Source organism: Thalassospira sp. MIT121401 (assembly GCF_047125595.1).
Lineage (GTDB): Bacteria > Pseudomonadota > Alphaproteobacteria > Rhodospirillales > Thalassospiraceae > Thalassospira > Thalassospira povalilytica.
Window position 1 is genome coordinate 2983368 of sequence record NZ_CP138926.1, and the last position, 24490, is coordinate 3007857.

Annotated in this window: 22 protein-coding genes; 11 read left to right on the forward strand and 11 right to left on the reverse strand. The window is 54.4% G+C overall.

All coding sequences use genetic code 11. The features are described 5' to 3' along the window. Nucleotides 1-190: 190 nt before the first annotated feature. Both SIB88_RS13750 and SIB88_RS13755 read right to left on the reverse strand, forming a co-directional pair. Nucleotides 191-1207, reverse strand: coding sequence for a Fe(3+) ABC transporter substrate-binding protein (locus SIB88_RS13750; protein ID WP_068519355.1), 1017 nt, complete (start codon nucleotides 1205-1207; stop codon nucleotides 191-193). Between the two features lie 180 nt (nucleotides 1208-1387). Beyond that, complete coding sequence (locus SIB88_RS13755; RefSeq protein WP_412558285.1) at nucleotides 1388-2221, reverse strand: 3'-5' exonuclease; 834 nt, start codon at nucleotides 2219-2221, stop codon at nucleotides 1388-1390. A 349-nt stretch (nucleotides 2222-2570) separates the two neighbouring features. On the opposite strand from SIB88_RS13755, the gene SIB88_RS13760 reads away from it, so the two are divergent. The 3 genes from SIB88_RS13760 (at nucleotide 2571) to SIB88_RS13770 (ending at nucleotide 4508) form a co-directional block, all read left to right on the forward strand. Then, nucleotides 2571-3605, forward strand: coding sequence for an ABC transporter substrate-binding protein (locus tag SIB88_RS13760; RefSeq protein WP_068519354.1), 1035 nt, complete (start codon nucleotides 2571-2573; stop codon nucleotides 3603-3605). 187 nt (nucleotides 3606-3792) lie between these two features. After that, nucleotides 3793-4227 (forward strand): hypothetical protein, encoded by a 435-nt coding sequence (locus SIB88_RS13765; RefSeq protein ID WP_286884851.1) that lies wholly within the window; start codon nucleotides 3793-3795, stop codon nucleotides 4225-4227. An 89-nt stretch (nucleotides 4228-4316) separates the two neighbouring features. After that, a complete protein-coding gene (locus SIB88_RS13770) occupies nucleotides 4317-4508 on the forward strand; it encodes a hypothetical protein (RefSeq protein WP_068519352.1) in 192 nt (63 codons plus the stop codon). A gap of 83 nt (nucleotides 4509-4591) precedes the next feature. Here the strand turns inward: SIB88_RS13770 and SIB88_RS13775 are convergent, their stop codons facing one another. Then, nucleotides 4592-5092 (reverse strand): MarR family winged helix-turn-helix transcriptional regulator, encoded by a 501-nt coding sequence (locus SIB88_RS13775; protein ID WP_412558286.1) that lies wholly within the window; start codon nucleotides 5090-5092, stop codon nucleotides 4592-4594. Nucleotides 5093-5344: 252 nt separating this feature from the next. Here SIB88_RS13775 and proV point away from each other — a divergent pair, with 252 nt between their 5' ends. The 6 genes from proV (at nucleotide 5345) to SIB88_RS13805 (ending at nucleotide 12072) form a co-directional block, all read left to right on the forward strand. Then, nucleotides 5345-6550, forward strand: a complete 1206-nt coding sequence (gene proV, locus SIB88_RS13780) for a glycine betaine/L-proline ABC transporter ATP-binding protein ProV (protein WP_068519350.1) — start codon at nucleotides 5345-5347, stop codon at nucleotides 6548-6550. Further along, on the forward strand, nucleotides 6543-7667 hold the full coding sequence (proW, locus tag SIB88_RS13785) for a glycine betaine/L-proline ABC transporter permease ProW (protein ID WP_206927495.1): 1125 nt from the start codon (nucleotides 6543-6545) through the stop codon (nucleotides 7665-7667). The genes proV and proW overlap by 8 nt, the downstream gene beginning before the upstream one ends. 102 nt (nucleotides 7668-7769) lie before the next feature. After that, nucleotides 7770-8786 (forward strand): glycine betaine/L-proline ABC transporter substrate-binding protein ProX, encoded by a 1017-nt coding sequence (gene proX / locus SIB88_RS13790; RefSeq protein WP_068519348.1) that lies wholly within the window; start codon nucleotides 7770-7772, stop codon nucleotides 8784-8786. Between the two features lie 209 nt (nucleotides 8787-8995). Further along, a complete protein-coding gene (locus tag SIB88_RS13795; RefSeq protein ID WP_068519347.1) occupies nucleotides 8996-9862 on the forward strand; it encodes an ABC transporter permease in 867 nt (288 codons plus the stop codon). Continuing rightward, on the forward strand, nucleotides 9859-10896 hold the full coding sequence (locus SIB88_RS13800) for a quaternary amine ABC transporter ATP-binding protein (protein WP_412558287.1): 1038 nt from the start codon (nucleotides 9859-9861) through the stop codon (nucleotides 10894-10896). The genes SIB88_RS13795 and SIB88_RS13800 overlap by 4 nt, the downstream gene beginning before the upstream one ends. Nucleotides 10897-11049: 153 nt before the next feature. Continuing rightward, entirely contained in the window at nucleotides 11050-12072 is a 1023-nt protein-coding gene (locus SIB88_RS13805) for an HD-GYP domain-containing protein (protein WP_412558288.1), read from the forward strand. An 18-nt stretch (nucleotides 12073-12090) separates the two neighbouring features. On the opposite strand, the gene SIB88_RS13810 is transcribed toward SIB88_RS13805, so the two are convergent. Both SIB88_RS13810 and SIB88_RS13815 read right to left on the reverse strand, forming a co-directional pair. Beyond that, the gene (locus SIB88_RS13810) at nucleotides 12091-12585 is read right to left on the reverse strand and encodes a Mov34/MPN/PAD-1 family protein (RefSeq protein ID WP_170310150.1); all 495 of its coding nucleotides are present in this window, start codon (nucleotides 12583-12585) and stop codon (nucleotides 12091-12093) included. A 58-nt stretch (nucleotides 12586-12643) separates the two neighbouring features. After that, nucleotides 12644-13030: a hypothetical protein gene (locus tag SIB88_RS13815; RefSeq protein ID WP_412558289.1), complete on the reverse strand. Its 387-nt coding sequence runs from the start codon at nucleotides 13028-13030 to the stop codon at nucleotides 12644-12646. Nucleotides 13031-13348: 318 nt separating this feature from the next. Between SIB88_RS13815 and SIB88_RS13820 the strand changes: the two genes are divergently transcribed. Further along, on the forward strand, nucleotides 13349-14347 hold the full coding sequence (locus SIB88_RS13820; RefSeq protein WP_412558290.1) for an RluA family pseudouridine synthase: 999 nt from the start codon (nucleotides 13349-13351) through the stop codon (nucleotides 14345-14347). Between the two features lie 109 nt (nucleotides 14348-14456). After that, nucleotides 14457-15323 (forward strand): RNA polymerase sigma factor RpoH, encoded by an 867-nt coding sequence (gene rpoH / locus SIB88_RS13825; protein WP_068519342.1) that lies wholly within the window; start codon nucleotides 14457-14459, stop codon nucleotides 15321-15323. A 108-nt stretch (nucleotides 15324-15431) separates the two neighbouring features. On the opposite strand, the gene SIB88_RS13830 is transcribed toward rpoH, so the two are convergent. The 6 genes from SIB88_RS13830 to SIB88_RS13855 form a co-directional block, all read right to left on the reverse strand. Next, nucleotides 15432-15911 (reverse strand): hypothetical protein, encoded by a 480-nt coding sequence (locus SIB88_RS13830; RefSeq protein ID WP_101246082.1) that lies wholly within the window; start codon nucleotides 15909-15911, stop codon nucleotides 15432-15434. 9 nt (nucleotides 15912-15920) lie between these two features. Further along, a complete protein-coding gene (locus tag SIB88_RS13835) occupies nucleotides 15921-18065 on the reverse strand; it encodes a protein kinase family protein (RefSeq protein ID WP_412558291.1) in 2145 nt (714 codons plus the stop codon). A 248-nt stretch (nucleotides 18066-18313) separates the two neighbouring features. Further along, nucleotides 18314-19609, reverse strand: a complete 1296-nt coding sequence (locus SIB88_RS13840; RefSeq protein ID WP_068519339.1) for an adenylosuccinate synthase — start codon at nucleotides 19607-19609, stop codon at nucleotides 18314-18316. Nucleotides 19610-19658: 49 nt separating this feature from the next. Beyond that, the gene (locus tag SIB88_RS13845) at nucleotides 19659-20825 is read right to left on the reverse strand and encodes an ATP phosphoribosyltransferase regulatory subunit (RefSeq protein ID WP_068519338.1); all 1167 of its coding nucleotides are present in this window, start codon (nucleotides 20823-20825) and stop codon (nucleotides 19659-19661) included. Between the two features lie 161 nt (nucleotides 20826-20986). After that, nucleotides 20987-22177: a phosphoserine transaminase gene (locus tag SIB88_RS13850; protein WP_412558292.1), complete on the reverse strand. Its 1191-nt coding sequence runs from the start codon at nucleotides 22175-22177 to the stop codon at nucleotides 20987-20989. A 186-nt stretch (nucleotides 22178-22363) separates the two neighbouring features. Continuing rightward, nucleotides 22364-24235 carry an SLC13 family permease gene (locus tag SIB88_RS13855; RefSeq protein WP_412558293.1) on the reverse strand — a complete coding sequence of 624 codons (1872 nt, stop codon included), beginning with the start codon at nucleotides 24233-24235 and terminating at the stop codon, nucleotides 22364-22366. Nucleotides 24236-24490 lie beyond the last annotated feature (255 nt).

The following is a 24490-nucleotide window of genomic DNA, read 5'->3' on the forward strand; positions in this document are numbered from 1 at the left end:
ATGATTTGTATTCGCCGTCGGCGAAATTAAAGGCCAGAGCCCGGTTCTTGCAAGCCCGAAAGCACAGATTTTCGATGTTAAAGGGCTGACATGCGGACAAATGCGGCTTTTTGGCCATCCTAACCACAAATATGAAAAAGGGATGGCAATGTGCCATCCCTTCAAAAATTCTGCTCTCAGAATCAGCGATTTATTCGTTGTAGCCGACCGTATCGACCAGCTTGATCGCATCCGGGCTAAGACGTGCAATATCGGAAAGCGGCAGTTCGTCAGCCTTGAAGGTGCCCCAGGATTTGACGTTCTCGGCCCATTCGACACCCGGTTTCACAGGGTATTCGTAATTGACCTCTGCATAGATTTGCTGAGCGACATCGCCGGTCAGGAATTCCATCAGCTTCACGGCGTTTTCGCGGTTCGGGCCATCCTTGATCAGGCTCATGCCCGAGATGTTCATCGACATGCCACGATCTGCCTGGTTCGGGAAGACGATATTGACCGACTCTGCCCACGGGCGCTGCTCTTCGTTGTCGAGCATCTTGCCATAGTAATAGGTATTGCCGATCGCGACGTCACATACGCCTTCCTTGATCGCCTTCACCTGGGCGCGGTCATTGCCCTGCGGCTTGCGGGCAAGGTTGTTTTTCAAACCTTCGAGCCATTCTTTGGCTTTTTCTTCGCCATGAACTGCAATCATCGATGCAAACAGCGCAACGTTATAAACATGCGTGCCGGAACGGGTGCAGATTTTGCCTTCCCATTTCGGGTCCGCCAGATCTTCGTAAGAGGTGATTTCACCTTCGGCCACGCGGTCCTTGGACGCATAGATTGCACGACCACGCTGGGTCAGCGCAAACCAGTGACCTTCGGGATCACGCAGATGCGCCGGGATGTTGCCATTGATGACATCATTGGAAACGGCTTCGGTTACGCCGGCATCAACAGCCTGCTGAATGCGGCTGATGTCGACCGTCATCAGAATGTCGGCCGGGCTGTTCGCCCCTTCCTGCTTGATACGTTCGACCAGACCTTTTTCCGCAAAGATCACATTGACCTTAACGCCCGTCTGTTCGGTGAATTTTTCAAACAGCGGCTCGACCAGGAATTCCTGGCGAAGGGAATAAACATTCACTTCCTGTGCGCTGGCAATGGCTGCTGCAAAGGTGGTCGCACCGAATACGGCACCACCGATCAATTTCCTGATTTCCATCTGAACGATCCCTATTGAACGTGATTACGTCTCAACTCCCATGAAGTTGCAATTAATTTGCAACCGCGCTTGCAATTAAGAGCAATCCGCCATCATTTCAATAAGGTTTCATCCTAAGGCCGCCCGCAGTGTGATTCACATCACTCCATCGCACCCCGCATTGAAAGAATGCTTGAACTCCTAGAGAACGTTGAACGACCCGCCGCTTGAGGCACGCCATGCATCCAAAAATTCCTGATAGGCGGGAATGTCCCCTGCCCGTTCTTCAAGCCAGCCAACCGTCAAATTGATCGCGTGATTATATCCGTCATGATCGGTCAGCCCGGTATGCAAAGCATGGCGCAGATACAGCAAATAGGTATTGAGCACATCTGTTTCACAATAACGGCGAATGCCATCGATCTCGCCATTGTCAAACATGTCCGAGACCTTGCTGCCATCAACACCAGTCTTGCCCGGCAAATCCAGTGCGGCACAGACTTCATTCATCTTGGTGCGGGCTGATGCACCGTAATCAGACAATACTTCGGCAAGGTCGCAATGCCAGTTCGGTGCATAACGGGATGTGTAGTTTTCCCATTTGTTCGATGCCTGATGCAGCCAGCGCGCCGTAACGCCATGCTTCATCGCGCGGTATTTAAGAACCGGCAAATCAAACCCCCGCCCATTGAAGCTGACCAGTCTGGGATAAAGCTTTCCGCAATAGGCAAAGAACCCGTTCACGAGATCCTTTTCCTCGGATGTCAAATCCCCGCCGGACCGCAATTCTTCGATCTCGTACATTTCAAGATCACCATCGCGCTGGATGGTTGCACGCAGAAAACTGATTGCCACAACCTTGTGAAACGGTTGACGGGGGAACCCATTGCGACCGCTGGTGATTTCCAGATGATAATCTTCGAGCATCTTCTGTCCGGTTTCCGGATCAGGTGCCGTTTCACCAGTCAGTTGCGGCAAAACATCAATGTCGGGAACGGTTTCAATATCAAAGACGAACAGACTGGAATGCATCATCGCGGGCCCCACAGGTTTGTTTTGCCCACCATAACGGCAAGCAGACCGGATTTCACGGGAATATCGGCATGAATTCCATCCAGTATAGCTGACATCTCCTGCCATCATTGTCAGGAGCAATCTGTCATCATTGCTGCAACTGACCGGGATCACATCATGGTTAACTGACGCACCGGGGGTTGCATCCATTTTGCGCGCCCGGTTAAACTTGCGCATGGGACTTTAACCACCTGTATCAGGGGCACTGTCGGCTTCATCGGGGGACCCAACCAGGATGAGCCACGCAATTACCGGGCAAAAGCAGTGCATTTGATGCGATTCCGGACCGCAACCACGAAGGGACAGAAGGATGAAAACCCTGCCTACCGGAGCCGCAATGCTGATGGCCGCTGGCCTTGCATTTTCCACATTCATTTCAACCGCACAGGCGCAGGACGCGACATGCGAAATTGATCGCCCCGTCATGTTTGCCGGCCTGAATTATGACAGTGCGCTTTTTCACAATGCCGTCGCACGGTTCATCATCGAAAAGGGGTATGGCTGCAAAACCGATGCCCTGCCCGGTGATGTCATTCCGCTGTTGACCGGTGCCGGCAAAGGCGATGTTGACGTCGTCATGGAAATCTGGCGCGACAATGTGGCCGATGCCTGGAAAAAGGCAGAGGCCGCCGGAACCGTCAGCCAGATCGGGGTGAATTTTGACGATGCTGTCGAAGGATGGTTTGTCCCGCGCTATGTGATCGAAGGCGATGCCGCACGCGGGATCGAGCCGATGGCACCGGATCTGAAATCGGTTGATGATCTGCCAAAATATGCATCCTTGTTCGAAGACCCCGAAGAACCCGGCAAAGGGCGCTTTTATAACTGCCCGTCGGGTTGGGTATGTGAAAAGGTCAACTCGGCAAAGCTTTCGGCCTATCAGCTTGATGACAGCTTTACCAATTTCCGCCCCGGCACCGGTGCGGCACTTTCCGCGGCAATCGCATCTGCGCATAAACGCGGAAAGCCGGCACTTTATTATTACTGGGGACCAACCTGGGTCATGGGGCTTTATGACAGCTATCGGCTCGAAGAACCGGCCTATGACCAGACCATTTTTGATGCGCTGAAAACCGATCCTTCCCCGAAGAAGGCAACCGCATATCCGCAAAGCACGGTGACGGTCGGCGTCAATTCCGACTTCATGAAATCCGCGCCGAAACTGATCGAGTTTCTGACCCATTATGAGACCAGCAATGCACTTGTTTCGGAAATGCTGGCTTATATGCAGGAAAATAACGAAAAGCCCGAAGGCGCGGCACTTTATTTCCTGAAACAAAAACCGGATGTATGGAAAGCCTGGGTGCCGGAAAAGGTCGCCGCCCGGGTTGAGGCCGCTTTGTAAGCTGCTGTGTAAAGCAACCTTGCAAAAGGCACTTCAAACAACTGATTTTGATGTATGGGGCGGATCATTTTCCGCCCCGTATTTTTTGCGCATTTTGCCCCTGCCATCACATCCATTCCGGCATGGCGTCATCCTGACGGGCTAACTCAGCTCATTTTCCAAGTGAAAACAACCAAAGGAAACAGAGATGAAAATCCGTTTTGATGCCTTGCGTGGTCTTGCGCGCCACGTGATCATGGCCGGAATCATGATTGCGCTTGGTGCGGTCGTTGTACCTTCCCCATCGCATGCAGCTTCTTGCACGGCCACCACCAATTCCGCCTTTGCCACGACGATCGCAAACGGGCATGCCTATACCAAACACAAGGACGAATTTGTTAAGGGAAAAGTCATTGACAATCTGGCTTTTCCGGACGCCACCATCGCCAGTGCTGGCGAGTTTGCCACTTTCCTGGAGGGCATTCTGGACGCTCCCAGCGAAAACAAGTCGCTTGCCAATAGCCGCGCGGCATACTGGGACAGCCGTACCGGCACAATCATCATCACCAATGCAAATGCAGGTGATTGCGGCACGGCATTTCGCCCCACGGATGGCGTTACCTATTACAACCAGCAAAAATGACACCTGACAGGACTGGATTTTAATAATCATGCCCGGCACGCAGCCGGGCATGACAAACCGAAACAGATCAAAGCTGCAAGGAACCCGAAATGTCAGAGCATGACAGCAAAATATCTCTGTTGCTTACACGCGACGAAGCGATCGCAGTGTCAAATGCATTAAACTATATGGCAGCCGGTTGCGATGCGAACGAGTGTTCCACCCTCACCGGCGCAAGCCCGAAACAAATTCAGGCAATTTTTGATCGTCTGAAACAGAATTTGGATGAAACCGAAAAATGAACTGAATTAACCCGGGCACGCGGAGATAAAATACTTGGCCCATCTGCTGCCCTGCCTGCCCGTATGCCAATGGTGAATGATCATCAATCACCATAAGGCGAAGAACCATCTGTTCGGGTCGGCGGCCTTGGATCGACTTCGGTCGTATCCATCAAACGGGCAACATGCTGCAACGAATCAAGGATCTGCTTGCGTTCATCCAGATCAAGCATTTCATAGCGCAACATGAAATGGCCATCCATCAAAGGTGGCGTATTGATCAGAACTTCCCGCCCCTTGTCGGTCAGGCTGCTATTGACGACACGTTTGTCGCTGGCATTGCGCGTGCGCACGATAAAACCGCGTTCTTCAAGACGGTTCAGAATTGTGGTTACCGTCGCCTGACTAAGCGACACGTGGCGAGATATTTCACGCACAGTAACCGCACCAAGTTCTTCGATCGCAAGCAACACAACCAGCTGCGGAACCGTAAGACCACAAACCTTCATCACATGTTTTGAATGAAGATCCGTTGCTCGGATAATCTGTCGCAATGCGACAAGAACATCGAGAAATTCCCTACGCTTTGGCTGTTCCGACCCCATCTTGATGCGGCTCCTTCCGTTCTTCGTTGCGCCCAACTTAACGCCATTATAATTTGACATCAAATGTTTTGAGCTGTAACTATCGCCTTAACGAATATAACGAGACTTGGGGGAACCTGCGCCTGGCGGCCATCCGGTCCAAAGGCGCCTTGCGGGTTTCACAATGAAAAAATCCGACGGGCACCATGATCGCGCCAACGTTTTGTCCTGGCGGGATTCAAGATGTTCATCGCCAAAATTCGATAAGGGCTCATGACCGAAAAAATCGTTGTAAAAGACCTCTATAAAGTCTTTGGCGACCATCCTGATCAGGCCATGCAAATGATCAATGACGGTATCGACAAGGACGAAATTTTCGACAAGACCGGCCAGACCGTCGGTGTCTGTGGCGCCAATTTCACCGTCCATGAAGGTGAAATTTTTGTGGTGATGGGCCTGTCGGGATCAGGAAAATCCACCCTGGTGCGGCTTTTGAACCGTCTTATTGAACCGACATCGGGTCAGGTTTTGTATGATGGCGTCGATATTGCCGCGATGTCGGACGAAGAATTGCGCGCCCTGCGCCGCAGCGACATGGCCATGGTTTTCCAGTCATTTGCCCTGATGCCGCATCTGTCCGTCATCGATAATGCTGCCTTTGGCCTTGAACTGGCCGGCGTTGACGAGGCCGAGCGTCATGAACGCGCTCTTGCCGCCCTTGATCAGGTTGGCCTTAAGGCCCATGCCAATTCTTATCCGGATGAACTTTCCGGCGGTATGCAGCAGCGCGTCGGCCTTGCCCGCGCACTGGCCAATGACCCGGCCGTCATGCTGATGGACGAAGCATTTTCCGCACTTGATCCGCTGATCCGGACAGAAATGCAGGACGAACTGCTTACGCTTCAGCGTGAACACAAACGCACGATCATTTTCATTTCGCATGATCTTGACGAAGCCATGCGCATTGGTGACCGCATTGCCATTATGGAAGGCGGGATTGTGGTTCAGGTCGGCAGCCCGGAAGAAATCCTCAACAACCCGGCGAATGACTACGTCAAATCGTTCTTCCGCGGTGTTGATGTTTCCACCATTCTGAGCGCCAAAGACATTGCGTCAAAACGTCAGGTCACGGTTATCGAACGCGAAGGCGTTGGCCTTAAGACCGCCCTTAACCGTCTGCGCAATGAAGACCGCGAATATGGGTATATCGTCGGTGACAAGCTTGATTTCCATGGAATCATTTCTGTCGACAGCCTTGACGAAGCCATCAAATCAGGTGCGGACAAACTGTCGGCGGCCTTCCTGCCAAATGTCGAACCGGTTTCCCATGACACACCGCTTTCCGATCTGATCGGGACGGTTGCGCATGCACCATGCGGCGTTCCCGTCATCGCAGAAGACGGCAAATACATGGGCGTGATCAAGAAAGCCAACCTGTTGGCAACCCTTGACCGAGAAGGAGACGGCACCAATGGCTGATACCAGTAATCCTTGGGGCCAGAGCACAGAGGCCGGCTCCGCTGACAGTGCGGGTTCATCCGCAACAAGCACAACCAGCAACCCGTGGGGAAGCGCAAGCCCGGATGCCGCGGCAAGCGGCCCGGGCGGCAGTACCGGTGGCGATGCCGCAGCATCGTCTGACTGGCTGTCAAACGCGGCCCCTGCCCCGGAAAAGCATTTTGATATTTTCCACCCGTTCCAGGATGCGCTGATCCCGCTTGATGGCTGGGTCAATGACGGTCTTGAATGGATTGTCGAGAATTTCCGAAGCGTCTTCCAGGCCATCCGCTGGCCGATTGATGCGGTTCTAAGCGGTGTTGAAGCCGGGCTGCAAGCAACCCCGGCGATCCTTGTCATCATCATCATGGCGCTGATTGCCTGGCAGCTTGCCGGACGTCGTTTGGCCATCGGGACATTGGCATCGATGATTGCGGTCGGTCTGATAGGTGCCTGGTCCGAAGCAATGGTGACGCTGTCGCTTGTCATCACATCGGTCTTTTTCTGTGTTGTGATTGGCCTTCCGACCGGTATCTGGCTGGCGCGTAACGAACGCGCATCCAATGCCGTGCGTCCGATCCTTGATGCCATGCAGACAACACCGGCCTTCGTTTATCTGGTGCCGATTGTCATGCTGTTTGGCATCGGCAACGTGCCGGGTGTGGTGGTTACCATCATCTTTGCCCTGCCGCCGCTGATCCGCCTGACCATTCTTGGCATTCGACAGGTCCCCGGTGATCTGGTCGAAGCTGCGCGGTCATTTGGTGCCAGCCCGAAACAGCTTCTGTTCCGGGTTCAGCTACCGCTTGCGATGCCGACCATCATGGCTGGCGTTAACCAGACGCTGATGCTGGCGCTGTCGATGGTTGTGATTGCCTCGATGATTGCGGTTGGCGGTCTGGGTCAGATGGTCCTGCGTGGCATCGGCCGACTGGATATGGGTCTGGCAACGGTTGGCGGCATTGGCATCGTCCTTCTGGCGATTGTCCTTGACCGCATGACCCAGGCGCTGGGCCGCGACCAGCGATCCAAGGGAACCCGTCACTGGTATGAAAGCGGCCCTGCTGCTGTCGTACGGTCGATCCTTGGCAAGAAATAATACCGAACAACGAGATAGCTGACGGAACCAGGAGCGGTTCCGTCAGTTTGGAGAACAGGGACAGATAAACTGTCCGAGGCTCATTAAAACCAGGAGAAGCTCATGACGATCCTCAAAAAACTGACAACCGGCGCTGCGATTGCCGTTACCGGCTCCATGCTGATGACCGGTGCTGCATTTGCCGATCATCATATGCCGGGCAAAGGCGTCGAAGTTCAGCCGCTCAAAAGCTCGATCGCCGAAGAAACCTTCCAGACCCTTCTGGTCATGAAGGCACTTGAAGAACTGGGCTATGACGTCAAGCCGATCCAGGAAATCGAATATGCTGCCGGTCACGTTGCCATCGGCAACGGCGATGCAACTTTCCTGGCTGACCACTGGAACCCGCTTCATGCCGATTTCTACACGGCTGCTGGCGGTGACGAGAAAATCTATCGCAAGGGCGTATATTCGCCGGGCGCGCTTCAGGGCTACCTGATCGACAAGAAAACCGCCGACAAATACAACATCACCAATGTCAGCCAGCTTGCTGATCCGGAAATTGCCAAACTGTTCGACAATAATGGCGACGGCAAAGCCGACCTTTCGGGTTGCAACCCGGGCTGGGGCTGTGAAGGTGTGATCGAACATCACCTTGACGCATACGGCCTTCGTGACACCGTAACCCACAATCAGGGTTCCTATTCGGCCATCATCGCCGATACCATCACCCGTTACAAAGCCGGTGAATCGATCCTGTATTACACCTGGACCCCGTACTGGGTTTCGGGCGTTCTGGTTCCGGGCAAAGACGTAACCTGGCTGCAGGTACCGTTCTCGTCGCTTCCGGGCGAACGTAAAGATGCCGATACCTCCCTTCCGGATGGTTCGGATTTCGGTTTCCAGGTCAACAACCAGCAGATCATCGCCAACAAGGCATGGGCAGAAGCCAACCCGGCAGCAGCCAAGTTGTTTGAAGTCATGGAAGTTTCGGCCAATGACATTTCGGCTCAGAACCTGCGCATGCGCGATGGCGAAAAGTCCGCCGAAGACATCGGCCGTCACGCTGATGCCTGGATCAAGGCACATCGCGAAATCTTTGATGGCTGGCTTGAAGAAGCTCGCGCTGCTGCGAAGTAATTCCGGCAAGCCGTTCCTTCAGGCATCCGCCTGATTTGAAAGACCAGACACCCCGCAGATCAAATTCTGCGGGGTGTTTTTTTTTGCGGACAGACCAAAAACTGTCAGGAGATGTCAGGCGTCGCTCGATTTACAGTCGCATGGAAAGATCGAACTTGTTAGGCTTTCAAACTCATTGATTTTTTGAGCAACACGGGCCTGCCGTCGCCATGTTTCCGGAACAATTGAATGTGCCTTTGGGCAAGTGGGTCAATCAGTTCGTTGATTGGCTGGTCATCAATTATGGCACAGCGTTCGAGGCCTTTGCCGACAGCTTGCTGACCATTCTGGTCGCGCTGGAACAACTTCTGCGTGGTGCGCCATGGTGGCTGATCCTGATTGCGATTGCTGCCATCACCTGGCATGCCAGCAAAAACTGGAAGCTGGTTGCCGGCCTTGTGATCGCGATGTTTGCCATCGGCACGCTGGGCCTTTGGGACAAGGCGATGCAAACCCTTGCCCTGATGATTGTTGCGACCTCGCTTTCGGTCGTCATCGGGGTTCCGGTCGGCATCGCAATGGCAATGTCCAACCGGTTGCGGGCCATTATGCTGCCTGTCCTGGACACCATGCAAACCATGCCAAGCTTTGTGTATCTGATCCCTGCCCTGATGCTGTTCGGGCTGGGCAAGGTACCGGCCATTCTGGCCACCGTGATCTATGCCGCACCACCAGTCATTCGCCTGACCGATCTTGGTATTCGTCTGGTCGATCCCGAAGTTCTTGAAGCATCACGTTCGTTCGGCGCCAGCCGCAAACAGATCCTGTTTGGTGTTCAGCTGCCGCTTGCCCTTCCCAACATCATGGCGGGCATCAACCAGACAACCATGATGTCCATTTCCATGGTGGTGATTGCGTCCATGATCGGTGCACGCGGCCTTGGCGAACAGGTCCTGATGGGTATCCAGCGCCTTGATGTCGGCGCAGGCATGGAAGCCGGCATTGCGATTGTGCTTCTGGCGGTTGTCTTTGACCGGATCGGCCAGGCCTATGGCAAGCGATCCCAGCGCACATCAAGCGCGGAGGATGGGCAATGAGCTATATCGAAATACGCAATATTTTCAAAATATTCGGTCCTGATCCGGATGTTGCACTTGAATTGGCAAAGTCCGGCTCGGACAAGGAAGAAATCCTTGCAAAGACCGGCAACACAGTGGGACTTCATGATGTGTCCCTGTCAATTGAACAGGGCGAAACATTTGTGGTCATGGGCCTTTCGGGATCCGGAAAATCGACATTGATCCGCCACCTTAATCGCCTGATTGATCCAACCGCAGGCCAGGTATCGTTTGGCGGCGAAGATATTCTGTCGATGGATATCCCGACCCTGAATGCATTTCGTCGCAAGCGGCTTGGCATGGTGTTTCAACGGTTCGGGTTGCTCCCCCATCGCAATGTGATGGACAATGTCGCCTATGGGCTCGAAATCCAGGGAACTGATCGCAAAACCCGCGAAGCAGCCGCAAGCAAATGGATTGATCGCGTCGGGCTTGCCGGGTACGAAGCCAAGTTCCCCGATCAGCTTTCAGGTGGCATGCAACAGCGTGTTGGCCTTGCCCGGGCACTCGCCACCGACCCGGAAGTCCTTTTGATGGACGAGGCCTTTTCCGCCCTTGATCCCCTGATCAGATCGGACATGCAGGATGAGTTGATGAAGCTACAGGCGGAACTGCACAAGACCATTGTCTTCATCACCCATGACCTTGACGAGGCACTCAAGATCGGTGACCGGATTGCCATCCTCAAGGACGGGAAACTCATCCAGGTCGGCCGACCCGAAGAAATTGTTCTCAATCCGGCTGACGCCTATGTGCAGGCCTTTACCCGGGATGTGAACCGGGGCAAGGTCCTGCGTGCCAGAAGCATCATGGAACCGGTAAAACCGGCATCCGGCGCGGACGGGTTTTCAACCGCGCATGTGGTCCGCTACGATACCCGGCTTGAGGATATCCTGCCTGTGGCACTTGGCTCGGATACCGCAATCACGGTAACGGGCCACGACAATCACCCCATCGGAACCATTGGCAAAAAACAGATTCTTGACGCCCTGTCGGTGCATAGCAACGACTAGCCAACACTTGAATTTCGCATTCTTCTACTTTAACTCGATAAGAAGGGGATTTGAACAGATTGAGCAAGCGTCGGGACCGTGCCGCAAGATAACGTAAACATAATTCACGTCCTGTGCGATCAGGACCACCGTCACTTGCTTCCGGAAAGCTTGATGGGGTTTGATCTGTGCCTGCTTGATCCGGCAAAGCCGATCCGGGCTGATATCATGTCGCTGATCATAGATGTCGATCTTCAGAACCCGGACATGATTGCCAGGCTTCGGGCCTTTCGCAAAGTATCGGAACGCGGCTCGGACCAGATTATTGCAATCGGCAAAGGCAACCTTCAAGACGAGTTGCAGGCCACAGCACTTGGCGCGCGCAAAACCATTCTCAAGCCGCTATCGGAGAAGTCGCTGGCGACTTATATCGAAGACCGCCGCACGGCCTATGGCATGACGGGCAAGACTGCAACCGCCACCACGCAGCTGGCAGCAAAAGCCATCCAGAACAGCTTTGACAAGATCACCAGCAATCAGCCCGTCGATCTGAAACAGATCAACGAGGCCGGCCAGAATATCGCAACTGCCATTGCCGATCTGGGCATTTCGGAATGGCTAAGCACGGTGCGCGTCTATCACCAGTCAACATTCCAGCACATCTTGCTGGTGACCGGTATTGCCTGTGCCTTTGCACAAAGTACGGGCATGAGCAAAACCGACGTCGCCAAATTGACCGAGGCCGGGCTTCTGCACGATATTGGCAAGATCTGGATTTCGGACACGATCCTCGACAAGCCGGGGGAACTTACCCCCGAAGAGTTCGAGATCATCAAACGTCACCCTGTCGAAGGGTACAAGAAGCTGTCTGAACAGGGAAATCTTGACCCGGCCGTCCTTCATAGTGTCAGACACCATCACGAATATCTTGATGGCAGCGGCTATCCCGATGGGTTGACGGCGGACGCCATTCCCGATCTGACGCGTATTCTTACGATTTGCGATATCATGGGGGCGTTGCTTGAAGAACGTGCCTACAAGCCACGATTTAGCGTCGAAAAATCAATCTCGATCCTGAAATCGATGGGCAAGGAAGGCAAGGTCGAGCTGGCACTGGTGCTGGCGCTCGAAACCGTGATGAAAAAGCACACCTCAATTCCCGAAAATGTTGCCGATCTGATCAATCAAACCGGCTGACTTTGCCGGTTGCATAAATCACGACGGGTTGCCATCCGTCAGAACACATCGCCGGAAATAGCGAATAACATCGCCGTCCTGCCCGTTTGTCGGCTTCTGATGATGTGCGCGATACATGCGGCTGTCCAGAACCCCGGAATTGTCAGTGGCAATTATCAGCCACAAAAAACCGTCCACATCGGCACGACCACGATCCGTTGTTGAGGGCAAGACACTGCCATTTGGATGCGAATGAAAGCAGCCCACCACCTCGTCACCGCTTTGACGGGCCAGACGATAGGTATCAATCAGGGTTTGCGGATCAATTTCAAAGGTTCTGAGCGGATCATCGGCAACATTGCGTGCTGCCACCACCCGACGGATCCGGTTTGGTGTCTGCTTTGACGCAACAAGAAGCCCACAGCATTCTTCCGGCCATTGCATTGCGGCCAGATTGCACATTTCCTGATGCAGGTCAGCAGACAGAATGACAGCCGAATGATCGCCGGTGTCGCAGGCTTTCTGATTTGTCATGCTGCCGCTATCCTGTTTGTCCTGCACTTGTTGGCCTGTCTGATCGCCTGCGCGAACCCTATTGGCCGTCAGCATTCAAAATAATACGACCAAGGACCTTTTTATCGGTCAGCGACACAATCACAAGACGCGCACCAAGTCCGTCCGGGCCTTCGATATGCAGGATTGCCTGTGTTCCCTGAACGGAATAAGCGACCAGCACTTCACCAGGTGCAACATCGATAGTGATGTCACCAAAATCCGGGATGACGGGTGCACCGGAAAGTCCGGTCGCCGCCTGCGGGCCGTTTTCAAGGCCTGCGATCGGAACCGAAGGCGCCTGCCCCGTATCAGTGCTATCTGCTTCCTTGGCATTTTTATCAAGCGACAGCCCATAGGCAACAAGCCCGATGCCGATCACGATCAGCACCCCCATGAACACAACCAAGGCCTTAACTACACGCATCTTGTTTCCAACCAACCCATCTGTTTGACATCAGCATGGCCGGTCAACTGCCCCGATCACGCAAAACACATCCCAAGGCCATAGCTGCAAGCACCAACAATTGCAAGATCACAACATAAACGGGCCGCGCCCTTTGTCGTGCCCTGTGTATTGGATCGCTCCTTTTGATGGTTTCCGTATTCCGGCGCGCACACGAGGCGGCCTCATCCCCGGGATCATGACGGCATTTCATTGCAATCGGGCATAAAACAGCTACAAGCTGCCAGCACAAAGCATAACCTGTTACACTGCATATCGAAATCAGACTGCAAGACATTGATGACCAGTAGCGACCAGATGCCAGAACAACTCCGCTATATTGCAACTGCCCAGGACGAAGGTGCGCGCCTTGACAAGGTGCTGGCTGTGGCCTGGCCGGATCAGTCCCGATCCCGCATCAAGGCATTGATCGAAGATGGTCATCTGCGCATGAATGGTGACGTCGCGCGCAAGATGTCGGCCAAGGTCAAGCAGGATGACGTGTTTGAACTTGTCATTCCGCCCGCTGAACCGGCCGAGCCGATTGCCGAAAATATCAAACTTGATGTCCTCTATGAAGATGATGACCTTTTGGTGATCAACAAACCGGCGGGGATGGTTGTCCATCCAGCAGCCGGAAATGAAAGCGGTACGCTGGTCAATGCGCTTCTGGCCCATTGCGGCGATAGTCTTTCGGGGATTGGCGGGGTCAAGCGACCCGGCATCGTCCACCGACTGGACAAGGATACCAGCGGCGCGATGGTCGTTGCCAAAAACGATACGGCCCACCGTGCCCTTTCGACCCTGTTTTCCGAGGACAAGGAAAATATCGATCGGGCGTACCTTGCGGTTGTGTGGGGTGTTCCGCGTCCGCTTGCCGGTGATATCGAAGGCAATATCGGCAGAAGTCCGCGCAACCGTAAGAAAATGACGGTTCTTAGAACCGGCGGAAAATATGCACTAACCCACTACAAAACACTTCAGTTCAGAGACGACTCGTTAGCATCTCTGGTTGAATGCCGTCTTGCGACCGGCCGAACCCACCAAATTCGGGTGCATATGACCCATATCGGCCACTCACTTGTGTGTGATCCAGTTTACGGCAGGAATAAAAATTCACAGAAGTGCAACTTGGAGACGCAAGAACTTCTGAACGCATTCAACAAACAGGCTCTACACGCCAGAACTCTGGGATTTATTCACCCTCGCACCGGGGAATATATATCGACAACAGCCCCCCTTCCCGACGACTTGAACGCATTGATTGAGAGCCTGAACCTATCCCAAGGGATAGTATAGATTAAACTTTATGGTCAAAAAATAATTGACGCCATCTAATACCCTCGTATAAGGTTTAGTCAGTGCTAGGGGATAACAGCACTTGATCGAAGCATAACGGGAGGCTTCAATGAAACAGGGAAATGCTCTGCCAGTAATCTCTCAGGATGGTCTGACTGTATATTTGCAGCGTATCCGACGTTACCCGATGCTTACCCCCGAACAGGAAACGACGTACGCATGCAATTTCCGCGACAACGATTGTGACAAGTCGGCGGAAAAACTGATCACAAGCCATCTGCGACTGGTTGCCAAGATTGCCATGAGCTATCGCGGCTATGGTCTGCCTTTGAATGAATTGATTTCCGAAGGCAACGTGGGCCTGCTGCAATCTGTCAAACGTTTTGACCCTGACAAGGGTTTCCGGCTTGCAACCTACGCCATGTGGTGGATCCGCGCAGCCATTCAGGAATACATCCTGCATTCCTGGTCGCTTGTGAAAATGGGCACCACGGCCGCGCAGAAGAAATTGTTCTTTAATCTTCGCAAACTCAAAAGCCAGATGCAGGCGATTGATGAAGGGGATCTGTTACCAGAACAGGTCGAACTCATCGCGACCAAGCTGAATGTTTCCGAAGATGACGTGATTATGATGAACCGTCGCCTTGCCGGTCCTGATCATTCGCTCAATGCACCTGTCCGTGTTGACGGCGATGGTGAATGGGTCGACTGGATCGAAAGCGACGACGAAGACCAGGAAACCCTTTACGGCAAACGTGAAGAATTCCTGCAACGGATGAATATGCTTAAAAGTGCCATGTCGCATCTTAACGATCGCGAGCGTGACATTCTGACCCAGCGTCGCCTGCTTGAAAGCCCGGTTACTCTGGAAAACCTCAGTGTCGCCTATGGTATTTCACGCGAACGCATTCGGCAGATCGAAGTCCGGGCCTTTGAAAAAGTCCGCAAATCGATCCACAGCGATCTGCCACACTAAGGGTGCTTACCAGCCCTCTTCCCCCTTGCAACGAACTACGGCGGACAAATTGTCCGCCGTTTTTTATGTCATCGATGATGTAAATCGGAACAAAACATCATGGCATGATCAGTTCCCGGACCGGTCGACTTCCTTGATCAGGCTGTCGCCCCAGGTTTTGATCAGGGCACGCTGCTTTTTGCGAAGCTCCCCTACCCGGCGCTGGGCAGAAAGATTAAGCACATTGGCAACGATCGGCGGCATCGCAAGATACAGCAACCAGCCAAGGCCCGCCGCCCCGTACATGATTGATAATGCCAGTGGCTGAAAGATCTGCTGGGTCGCACCGCCCACTGTTTGCGACGGCACTTGCCACAGTTCAAGGATATAGGGTGCGACACCGGAAAAATTCAGACCAAACACACAGCGCGCCATGGTCCGGCCCGGACTGCGATCAAAAATGAACGCGACCAGCGACGGCAACAAGCCGACCACCAATGTCACAAAGGTCGGCAGGGCGACCATGAATAGCAGCACAGCAGATGCAACCACGGACAAACCGGAAAATGCGCTGCGGCCGCCCTTTTTGGTGCTTTTACCTTTTGCCATGTCGATCCCTTAAAAGATATGCATCAAGAACAGTGCCGATACCGTCAGCAGCGCGATCATGGTTGATGCGAATGCTGCGGCCTGCTGACCGACTTTTTCCGCAAGTTCCAATCGCGCCGGCCCCGACGATTCAAGGTCGAAAACCTCGCTTTCGGCTTCGGAATATTCAGCCACGGCCTCGACAAATTCGGACTGATCCTTGCGGCGTTCCTGTTCATCATTGATCAGGTTGTAAAGCTCCACCAGATTGCCGCGCTTGGCCAGTTTCGGGATTTCGGTTTCAACCCGTTCCCGACGCGCCTTGCTGTGGAATACCTTGATGGCCGGTTCCATAAGCCGCGCCACCCAGTGCGACAGATTTTGCAAATTGTCCGGTCCGTGACGCCATTGCACAATCGCCAGCATACTGATGATGGCGCGGCTGTATTCGACCTCGTCAGACGGGTTTTGCATGGCCAGCAACTGGCCTTCGATATCATCTTCAAGACGGGTGGCGATGAAAGCAGCAATATGGCGATCGACCGGCCAGCTGTCTTCAGACGCACTTTCCGCTGCCTTTTCGAGCGCCGGAAGAAGTTGCGAAATTTCAACAACATATTCCTGTTCGATCATCGGGCTCAGGCAATGCTGGTTACGCACAAGCGCATAAAGACAACGCTCATAGCCATAACCTGCACTTTGTTGCTGAACGTAATAGCGCAGGTTTTTATATACCTGCTGAAGCTTTTGAATTTCCGGGCTGAAGCCTTCCTGGCGGCCAAACCAGTAGGCCGGAATATCGCGGACGATCACATCGGCAAATCGCTGTGGGCCACGTCCATGCTGCACGTCATAGGACAACATATATCCAAGACCATCGACCATGGCCGAAAAACCCTTGAACCGGACCGGTCCCTGATGGTCCATGATCAGGATAGCACGTGCGACCAGAACATCCTCGGCCGCACGCTTGTCCGCGCCTGCCCATTGCAACTGCCGCATGGCATCTGCAAGTGCCTTGGCCCGATCATTGTCGCCAAGACCGCGCCGCAGCCAAATCTCGATCGTGCCGTCGCGCAATGGCGCAAGTGCACTGACCCAGTTCTTTGCCATTCCTTGGGCAAGGGAACGCACGGTATAGTAGTCACGCCCCGACAGGTTCTGGGATCGTGCGGCGCGTTTTTCGCTATTGGCCTGTACCGGCTTGGTCCGGCGACCGTCCAGCCATGCATTCAGTTCGGCAAAGCCCCAGCGTTCTTCGGGATCATCACAAAGCAATCCGCGAACCGGTTCGATCAGAACCAGTGGCAATCTTTCCTGTGATGCAATTGCCTGAAACGATCCCTTTGCCAGTTTGAGATCCATGATCTCCTGATCGCCCAGTTTGCTGAGCGGACGGTGACCGATCCCGAGTTCCGCCAATGTCATGCCCAGGGCATACAGATCGTCCATGATGGTACCCGATCCGCGACCTGCGGCATCGGCGCTCATTCTGGCGGTTGTTTCATAGACAAGCGGCTGGGCATAGCCCGGCGGTGTCGCGGCACAATCCCCCAGAACGACTTTCTGGCGCAACGGGTCGGCATAAAACAGATTGCCCGCACGAATATTGCGATGTGCCAGATTTTTTTCGCCAAAGGACTGCAACACACCCATAAGCGGTTCGATGACCACTGTGCCGATTTCGTGTTCGTCGATGGTCGCCTTTTTGCTTTCACCAGTGACGACACGACCGCCAGCGGGCTTTTCATAGAACAACACCATGGTGTTGCGCCCGAATGGCGGCCAATAGGCAATCTCGCTGTCAAGCAGGTCAATCTGCCCTGCCATATGCATACCGGTCAGAAAGTTGATATGTTCCTGACGGGTTGGCAAGGCCGGGTCGGCAACAACCGCAAACGCACTGCCTTCATCGCGGCGTAAATTATCAGCGGAATAGGCCTTGCACGGGCCCATATCAAATTCCGGCATACGCAGATCAAGAAAAACCCGAAAATTGCCGATTTCGATGCTTTTGCCGCCGGTTGAAAACTCGACATTTTCCGGGCTGGCTTCGGGATTGGCATCATCGGGTTCTTCAGGTGCAGGCGCACCGCCGCCCGGCGCATCCATCACTGGTTCTCGCGCAGCACCGCTCGAAACTTCCTGTTCCTGGTCTTCTGCTTGCTCTGCCATGATCCCGATATTTCTTTACGAGTTATCGTTATTTGGTGACGCGCATGATCTGATGAACCGTCATCCTGACGCGACATTCAGTACGCTACCGTCAAAAGGTTGATAAAACGATACTTCTGATACGCCACACGAGCAAGCTGTTATAAGACCGGCACACCGGGCCTGCATGCGACAACACATTCAGACAAAACGAAAAAAGCCACCAGTCGGAACTGGTGGCTTTTGCTGTGCGATGCACAAACCCTGTATCAGGCGCTGAACGGGTCGTGAACCAGAATGGTGTCATCACGTTCCGGGCTGGTTGACAGCAATGCCACCGGCGCTTCGATCAGTTCTTCGATGCGGCGAACATATTTGATGGCTGCTGCCGGAAGATCGGCCCAGCTGCGTGCGCCCATGGTCGTTTCCGACCAGCCTTCGATGGTTTCATAAACCGGCTTTGCCTTGGCCTGAAGGCGCTGGTTGGCCGGAAGATGATCATAGATCTTTCCGTCAATGTCATAGCCGGTGCAGATCTTGATTTCATCAAAACCGTCAAGCACGTCAAGCTTGGTCAGTGCGATACCGGTGATGCCGTTGACCTTGACCGACTGGCGCACCAGAGCGGCATCAAACCAGCCACAACGGCGTTTACGGCCGGTCACAACGCCGAATTCACGGCCACGTTCGCCAAGACGTTCGCCATCTGCATCAAACAGCTCGGACGGGAACGGACCTTCGCCGACGCGGGTGGTATAGGCCTTGGTGATACCAAGAACATAACCGACACCGGACGGGCCCATGCCGGAACCGGCAGCAGCTTGACCCGATACCGTATTTGACGAGGTCACGAACGGATAAGTACCGTGATCAATGTCAAGCATCGTGCCCTGGGCACCTTCAAAAAGGATACGCTTGCCAGCTTCCTTGAACTGGTTCAGCGATTTCCAGACGGTGTCAGAGAACGGCAGGATTTTCGGCGCGATTTCCTTAAGCTGAGCAAGAAGCTCTGCGCCGTCGACTTCCGGCTGGCCCAGACCACGCAGAAGCGCGTTATGGTGGGTCAGAAGGTTTTCAACCTTTGCCTCAAGCAGATCAACATCAGCCAGATCACCAACGCGGATCGCACGACGACCAACACGGTCTTCATAAGCCGGGCCGATACCGCGACCGGTGGTGCCGATCTTGTTGTCACCCGATGCCGCTGCTTCGCGTGCACGATCCAGATTGCCATGCAGCGGCAGGATCAGGCAGGCGTTTTCCGCCAGACGCAGGTTTTCCGGGGTGATATCCACACCCTGCTCTTTCAGGCGGCCGATTTCGGCAAGCAACGCCCAAGGATCAACAACAACGCCGTTGCCGATTACAGACAGCTTGTTCTGGCGAACAATGCCGGACGGCAGCAGGCTGAGTTTATAGGTCACGCCATCGATCACCAAAGTATGACCGGCGTTATGACCACCCTGGAAACGCACAACGACATCGGCCCGTTCGGACAGCCAGTCGACGATCTTGCCTTTACCTTCGTCCCCCCACTGGGAACCGATCACGGCAACATTGGTCATCGCAAAACTCCTTGCGCGATAAAAAGTTCGTTCAGTTAGGGTCCAGACCCTAAGCGTTCAGCGGCACGACCTGGCCGCCAAGATAAATGTAATCACAGCCCATGCGGCGCGCTTCGACGCGCGCACCGTCTTCTGTTTTGGCCTCGGCAGCACCTTCAAGGGCAGCAACCGTGTAATGGCCTTCGGCACGCAATTTGCGGGCTTCTCGCTGCGGGGTACCAAGCGGAAGGTAAACCCGTTCCACCGGTTTCGCATCCGGAAGTCCACGCAAAATACTATCCATATAAAGCGACATGCCGGTCGCTGCTTCACCCGATGCGCCACCGGCCCGGTAACGGCCGCCACGCCCGATCTCACCACGGACATTGCGGGCAAACAGGGTAAAGCTGACACCGGTCTGATAACGGAAACCGGCCATTTCAACCGGATCAATGGTCAGGGCTGCATCAAGATCAGACGCCAGAATGCGTTCCGCAACATCGATCAGACGATAAAGTTCCTCGGATGCGCCCAACGGCAGTTCGAGTTTTTTAAGCTTTGGCAATGCCGTTGTCGCCGGACCGGCCGCCTCAAGCAAGGCAACAAGCACATCGGTAACCTTGCCATCCATCACGCGAAGGGCCGCGACGTCGCGACGTTCAAGCGCCTCGGTCAGGGCTTCGCGATCATCACGCGACACACCGAATGCATCAAACAGGCGTACGGGCAATGTCGGCAGGTTCAGGTCAACCGAGACATCGGCAAGACCAATGGTTTCAAGTGCTTCAAGCGCCAGCAGAACAATCTCGGTATCGGCTGCGGCACTCGAAACGCCAATAAGTTCCGCACCAACCTGTGCGAACTGACGTTCCGGGCGCAGGTGCGATCCCTTGATCCGCAACACATCCCCGGAATAGGACAAACGCAACGGCCGCGGCGCATCGCCAAGACGGGTGGCGGCAATACGACCGACCTGCGGGGTCATGTCCGAACGCAGCCCCATCATTCGGCGCGATTCAGGATCCATAAGACGGAAGGTCTGGGTTGCCAGTTCCGGTGCTGCCCCTTCGAGCAGGCTTTCTTCAAACTCGACCAGCGGCGTTTTCACACGGTCATAGCCTGCATGCGCCAGACTGGCCATCAGCTTTTCGCGGATTTCGGCTTCCCGCGCGGCGGTTCCCGGCAGGACATCCTGCAGGCCGGCGGGCAAAAGTGCTTTCCTGGCGAGTTCGGTCATTTTGTGTGCTTTCCCGGACGAGGCGCGCAAATTCAATCAGGCTCGATAATGCCCCAAGGATTACTCAAGGCTCACTATCCGGTAGCGGTTACTACCGCGTTGTGCCGGACAGGGCAACGGGGAAAACCCCAAAAACGCAAATAATACGTACGAAATGTTTCTCAGGCAGCGGAAAATTCCGCTTTTACCACCGCATAAGCCCAATCAAGCCACGGCAAAAGTGCCTTGATATCGCTTGGTTCCACGGTCGCACCACCCCAAATCCGCAGGCCAGCCGGCGCGTCGCGATAGCCATTGATATCAAGGGCGACATTTTCCGCCTCAAGCAGCTGGGAAATCTTTTTCGGCAGTGCTGCCTGCTGATCTGCGGGCAATGCCAGTGCCCAAGGATCGACAATCTTGATGCACATCGATGTGTTTGATGCGGTTGCCGGGTCCTCGGCAAGATCGGCAGCCCAGTCACTGGTCGCAAGCCAGGCGTCAAGATGGGCGCGGTTTTCGCGGGTACGCGCCAACAGACCATCAAGGCCACCAATGTCTTCTGCCCATTTCAGGGCGTCGATCGCATCTTCGACAACCAGCATCGACGGAGTATTGATCGTTTCACCGCGGAAAATGCCATCAATCAGCTTGCCGCCCTTGGTCATGCGGAAGATTTTGGGCATCGGCCATGCCGGCGTATGGCTTTCGAGGCGCGCAACGGCCCGCGGGCTCAGGATGATCACACCATGGCCGCCCTCACCGCCCAGAACTTTCTGCCAGCTATAGGTCACGACATCGAGCTTGTCCCACGGCAATTCCATGGCAAAAATCGCCGACGTCGCATCACAAATGGTCAGGCCCTTGCGGTCATCTGCGATCCAGTCCCCGTTTGGAACACACACACCGGCGGTCGTACCATTCCAGGTAAAGACAACATCACGATCAAAATCGACAGAACCAAGATCGGGCAGCTTGCCATAATCGGCATCAAGGGTGCGGACATCATCAAGTTTAAGCTGCTTGACCACATCCGTGACCCAGGTCGCGCCGAAACTTTCCCACGCCAGCATATCGACACCGCGTGCGCCCAAAAGCGACCAAAGCGCCATCTCGACCGCACCGGTATCAGATGCCGGGACGACGCCCAACAGATAGTCATCAGGCAGGTTCAGAACGGCGCGTGAACGGTCAATGACTTCTTCAAGACGCTGTTTGCCCAGTTTGGAGCGATGGGAACGCCCAAGAATTTCCGTTTCAAGCGCAGATGCAGACCAGCCAGGACGCTTTTTGCACGGACCCGACGAAAAGTTCGGGCTTGCAGGGCGAAGTGCGGGCTTTGCGAAAGCGGTATTCTCGGCAGTTTGAGCCATCGGCATATTCCTGAGCAGCTGGAACGATCCGGCCGGATCATTCCCGATCAAATTAGGGGGCTGATCCTATTGACACAAAGGCAAAAGTCAAACGCCTTCGACACAGACAAGCCAGCCAATTTTGCATGGCTGGCCATTCTCTGAAAATCATCATGGGCTGATTGCCCATACGGGATCAAAACCCGATCAAAACGGGATGTCGTAATACCACGGCGCAAACAGGCTGAACGCAATCCAAAGCAACACAATCAACGGCGTTCCGGCCTTAAGGAAATCGATAAACCGGTAATGCCCCGGCCCCATGACAAGCAGGTTGGTTTGATAGCCGACAGGCGATGCAAACGAACAGTTCGCCGCCATCACCACGGCAATTGCAAAGACATGCGGCGGCACGCCAAGTTGCTGGGCCATTCCGATTCCAATCGGGGTAAACAGAACAGCACATGCATTGTTCGACAGCACATTGGTAAAGGCCGCCACAATCAGGAAGAACAATGACAGGATGACCGGTGCCGGGGCCCCGCGCGTCACCGTCAACAACTGATCGGCAACGAATTCCGCCCCGCCAGTCAATTGCAACGCATTGCCCAACGCCAATGCTGCTGCAACCAGCAGCACGATCTTGCGATCAATCGCGCGCGATGCCTGCCGCAAATTGAGCGCCCCGGATGCAATCATAAGCCCCGCACCGATGAAGCTTGAAACCATGATCGGAACAATGCCGGTCGCGGCAAGCGCAATCACACCAAGGAAAATGGTTGCTGCGCGGCGGGCATGGAACGGACGCGGCAAGGTGCGCGTCGACCATTCCAGCAACACCACATCACGAATGGTACGAAGTGCCTCGACATCTTCGGAACGCCCCTGCACCAGCAAGACGTCCCCGGCCTCAAGGCGGATTTCCGTCATTTGGGTACGGATCATGCGCGAACGGCGCTGAATGCCCAGAACAAGACATTTGTACTGATAGCGGAAACCGATCTGTTCAAGGTTAAACCCGATCAGACGCGAACCGGGCGGCAACATAACTTCGGCAAGAAGCTGGGTCGATTTCTGTGGCGTTTCTTCGCCATCGCCACTGACGGCAGCAGCATCGGCATGCAGAAGCCCCGGGTCCTTCTGAAGGGCCTCTGTCAGCGCCTTTCGCGTCGCCGCAACAACCAGAACATCGCCCGCCTGAATTTCCATATCACTTTCAAATGGCGGCAATTCGGCATGTTCGCGACGCACGATCATTTGAATGGTGATGTTGGGCAGGTTTTTGAAGAAGCCCGCAACCGGACGGGTTCCGATCATTTGCGATGCCGGGCCGACCGTGATCTGGGCAATGAACTGTTTGCCGCTGCTGTCCGGATTGGCAAGCTTGCTGCGCATTGATGCCAGGGCTGGCAAAAGGCGCGGCGCAATGAACAGAACATAGACAAAACCGGTAATCGCCAGAACACTGCCAACCGTCGTGAATTCAAAGAATTCCAGCCCCGGCATGCCCAGTTCGATCAGGGAACTGGAAACCAGAAGGTTGGTTGACGAACCGATCAGGGTGGTCATCCCGCCCAGAATGGCGGCATAGGAAAGCGGGATCATAAGGGCGCTTGGCGAACGTTCAATCCGCTCTGCCAGGGCCTGAATGATCGGGATAAAGATAACAACAACCGGCGTATTGTTCAGGAATGCCGACATCAGCATAACCACAAACAAGCCGATAAAAATCGCAACGGCTGCGTTCTTGCCGCCATGTTCGGTGATCAGGCCGGCGATATAACTGACACCACCGGTAAGTACCATCCCCTGCCCGACAACAAGCAGGGACAGAACCGTCAACAATGCCGGGTTGGCAAAGCCGGACATAATCGTGTCCGCACCCAGCAGGTTTTCACCATTGCTGTCAAGCAGCGGGAAGAATTCGAAAAACAGCAACAGGGTCGCAATCAGCGCCATGCTGGTCAGTTCAAGCGAAATGCGCTCAAGCCCGTACAGGACAAGCGACCCGGCCACAAGTGCCAGGACCACCCACATCTGCATTGGCGTCGCAGAACTGGCGACAACACTTTCGATCACGATAAATCTACCCCTGTAAAACCAGCACCCTTTGCGGTTTCAGGCACGGAATTTTATCCCTGCGCCCTGCCCGCATTCATCGTATTTTGCCTTTACTTAGACGAAAGCCCTATGGGCCGGTCAATAAAAAAACAGCGTCGCGGCGGTTCAATGCGGATTAATCGGTACGAACCGGCCAATGAAAAACCGCCGTTTTCCATATGGTTTTCGCAAACAAAAAGCGGACAACAATCCTGTTGCCCGCCCCGTGCCTTG

Bases quoted from the DNA above. Each gene is read 5' to 3' on its own strand.
- SIB88_RS13750 (WP_068519355.1), bottom strand. From the start codon at position 1,207: ATGGAAATCAGGAAATTGATCGGTGGTGCCGTATTCGGTGCGACCACC.
- SIB88_RS13755 (WP_412558285.1), bottom strand. From the start codon at position 2,221: ATGATGCATTCCAGTCTGTTCGTCTTTGATATTGAAACCGTTCCCGAC.
- SIB88_RS13760 (WP_068519354.1), top strand. From the start codon at position 2,571: ATGAAAACCCTGCCTACCGGAGCCGCAATGCTGATGGCCGCTGGCCTT.
- SIB88_RS13765 (WP_286884851.1), top strand. From the start codon at position 3,793: ATGAAAATCCGTTTTGATGCCTTGCGTGGTCTTGCGCGCCACGTGATC.
- SIB88_RS13770 (WP_068519352.1), top strand. From the start codon at position 4,317: ATGTCAGAGCATGACAGCAAAATATCTCTGTTGCTTACACGCGACGAA.
- SIB88_RS13775 (WP_412558286.1), bottom strand. From the start codon at position 5,092: ATGGGGTCGGAACAGCCAAAGCGTAGGGAATTTCTCGATGTTCTTGTC.
- proV (WP_068519350.1), top strand. From the start codon at position 5,345: ATGACCGAAAAAATCGTTGTAAAAGACCTCTATAAAGTCTTTGGCGAC.
- proW (WP_206927495.1), top strand. From the start codon at position 6,543: ATGGCTGATACCAGTAATCCTTGGGGCCAGAGCACAGAGGCCGGCTCC.
- proX (WP_068519348.1), top strand. From the start codon at position 7,770: ATGACGATCCTCAAAAAACTGACAACCGGCGCTGCGATTGCCGTTACC.
- SIB88_RS13795 (WP_068519347.1), top strand. From the start codon at position 8,996: ATGTTTCCGGAACAATTGAATGTGCCTTTGGGCAAGTGGGTCAATCAG.
- SIB88_RS13800 (WP_412558287.1), top strand. From the start codon at position 9,859: ATGAGCTATATCGAAATACGCAATATTTTCAAAATATTCGGTCCTGAT.
- SIB88_RS13805 (WP_412558288.1), top strand. From the start codon at position 11,050: ATGGGGTTTGATCTGTGCCTGCTTGATCCGGCAAAGCCGATCCGGGCT.
- SIB88_RS13810 (WP_170310150.1), bottom strand. From the start codon at position 12,585: ATGACAAATCAGAAAGCCTGCGACACCGGCGATCATTCGGCTGTCATT.
- SIB88_RS13815 (WP_412558289.1), bottom strand. From the start codon at position 13,030: ATGCGTGTAGTTAAGGCCTTGGTTGTGTTCATGGGGGTGCTGATCGTG.
- SIB88_RS13820 (WP_412558290.1), top strand. From the start codon at position 13,349: ATGACCAGTAGCGACCAGATGCCAGAACAACTCCGCTATATTGCAACT.
- rpoH (WP_068519342.1), top strand. From the start codon at position 14,457: ATGAAACAGGGAAATGCTCTGCCAGTAATCTCTCAGGATGGTCTGACT.
- SIB88_RS13830 (WP_101246082.1), bottom strand. From the start codon at position 15,911: ATGGCAAAAGGTAAAAGCACCAAAAAGGGCGGCCGCAGCGCATTTTCC.
- SIB88_RS13835 (WP_412558291.1), bottom strand. From the start codon at position 18,065: ATGGCAGAGCAAGCAGAAGACCAGGAACAGGAAGTTTCGAGCGGTGCT.
- SIB88_RS13840 (WP_068519339.1), bottom strand. From the start codon at position 19,609: ATGACCAATGTTGCCGTGATCGGTTCCCAGTGGGGGGACGAAGGTAAA.
- SIB88_RS13845 (WP_068519338.1), bottom strand. From the start codon at position 20,825: ATGACCGAACTCGCCAGGAAAGCACTTTTGCCCGCCGGCCTGCAGGAT.
- SIB88_RS13850 (WP_412558292.1), bottom strand. From the start codon at position 22,177: ATGGCTCAAACTGCCGAGAATACCGCTTTCGCAAAGCCCGCACTTCGC.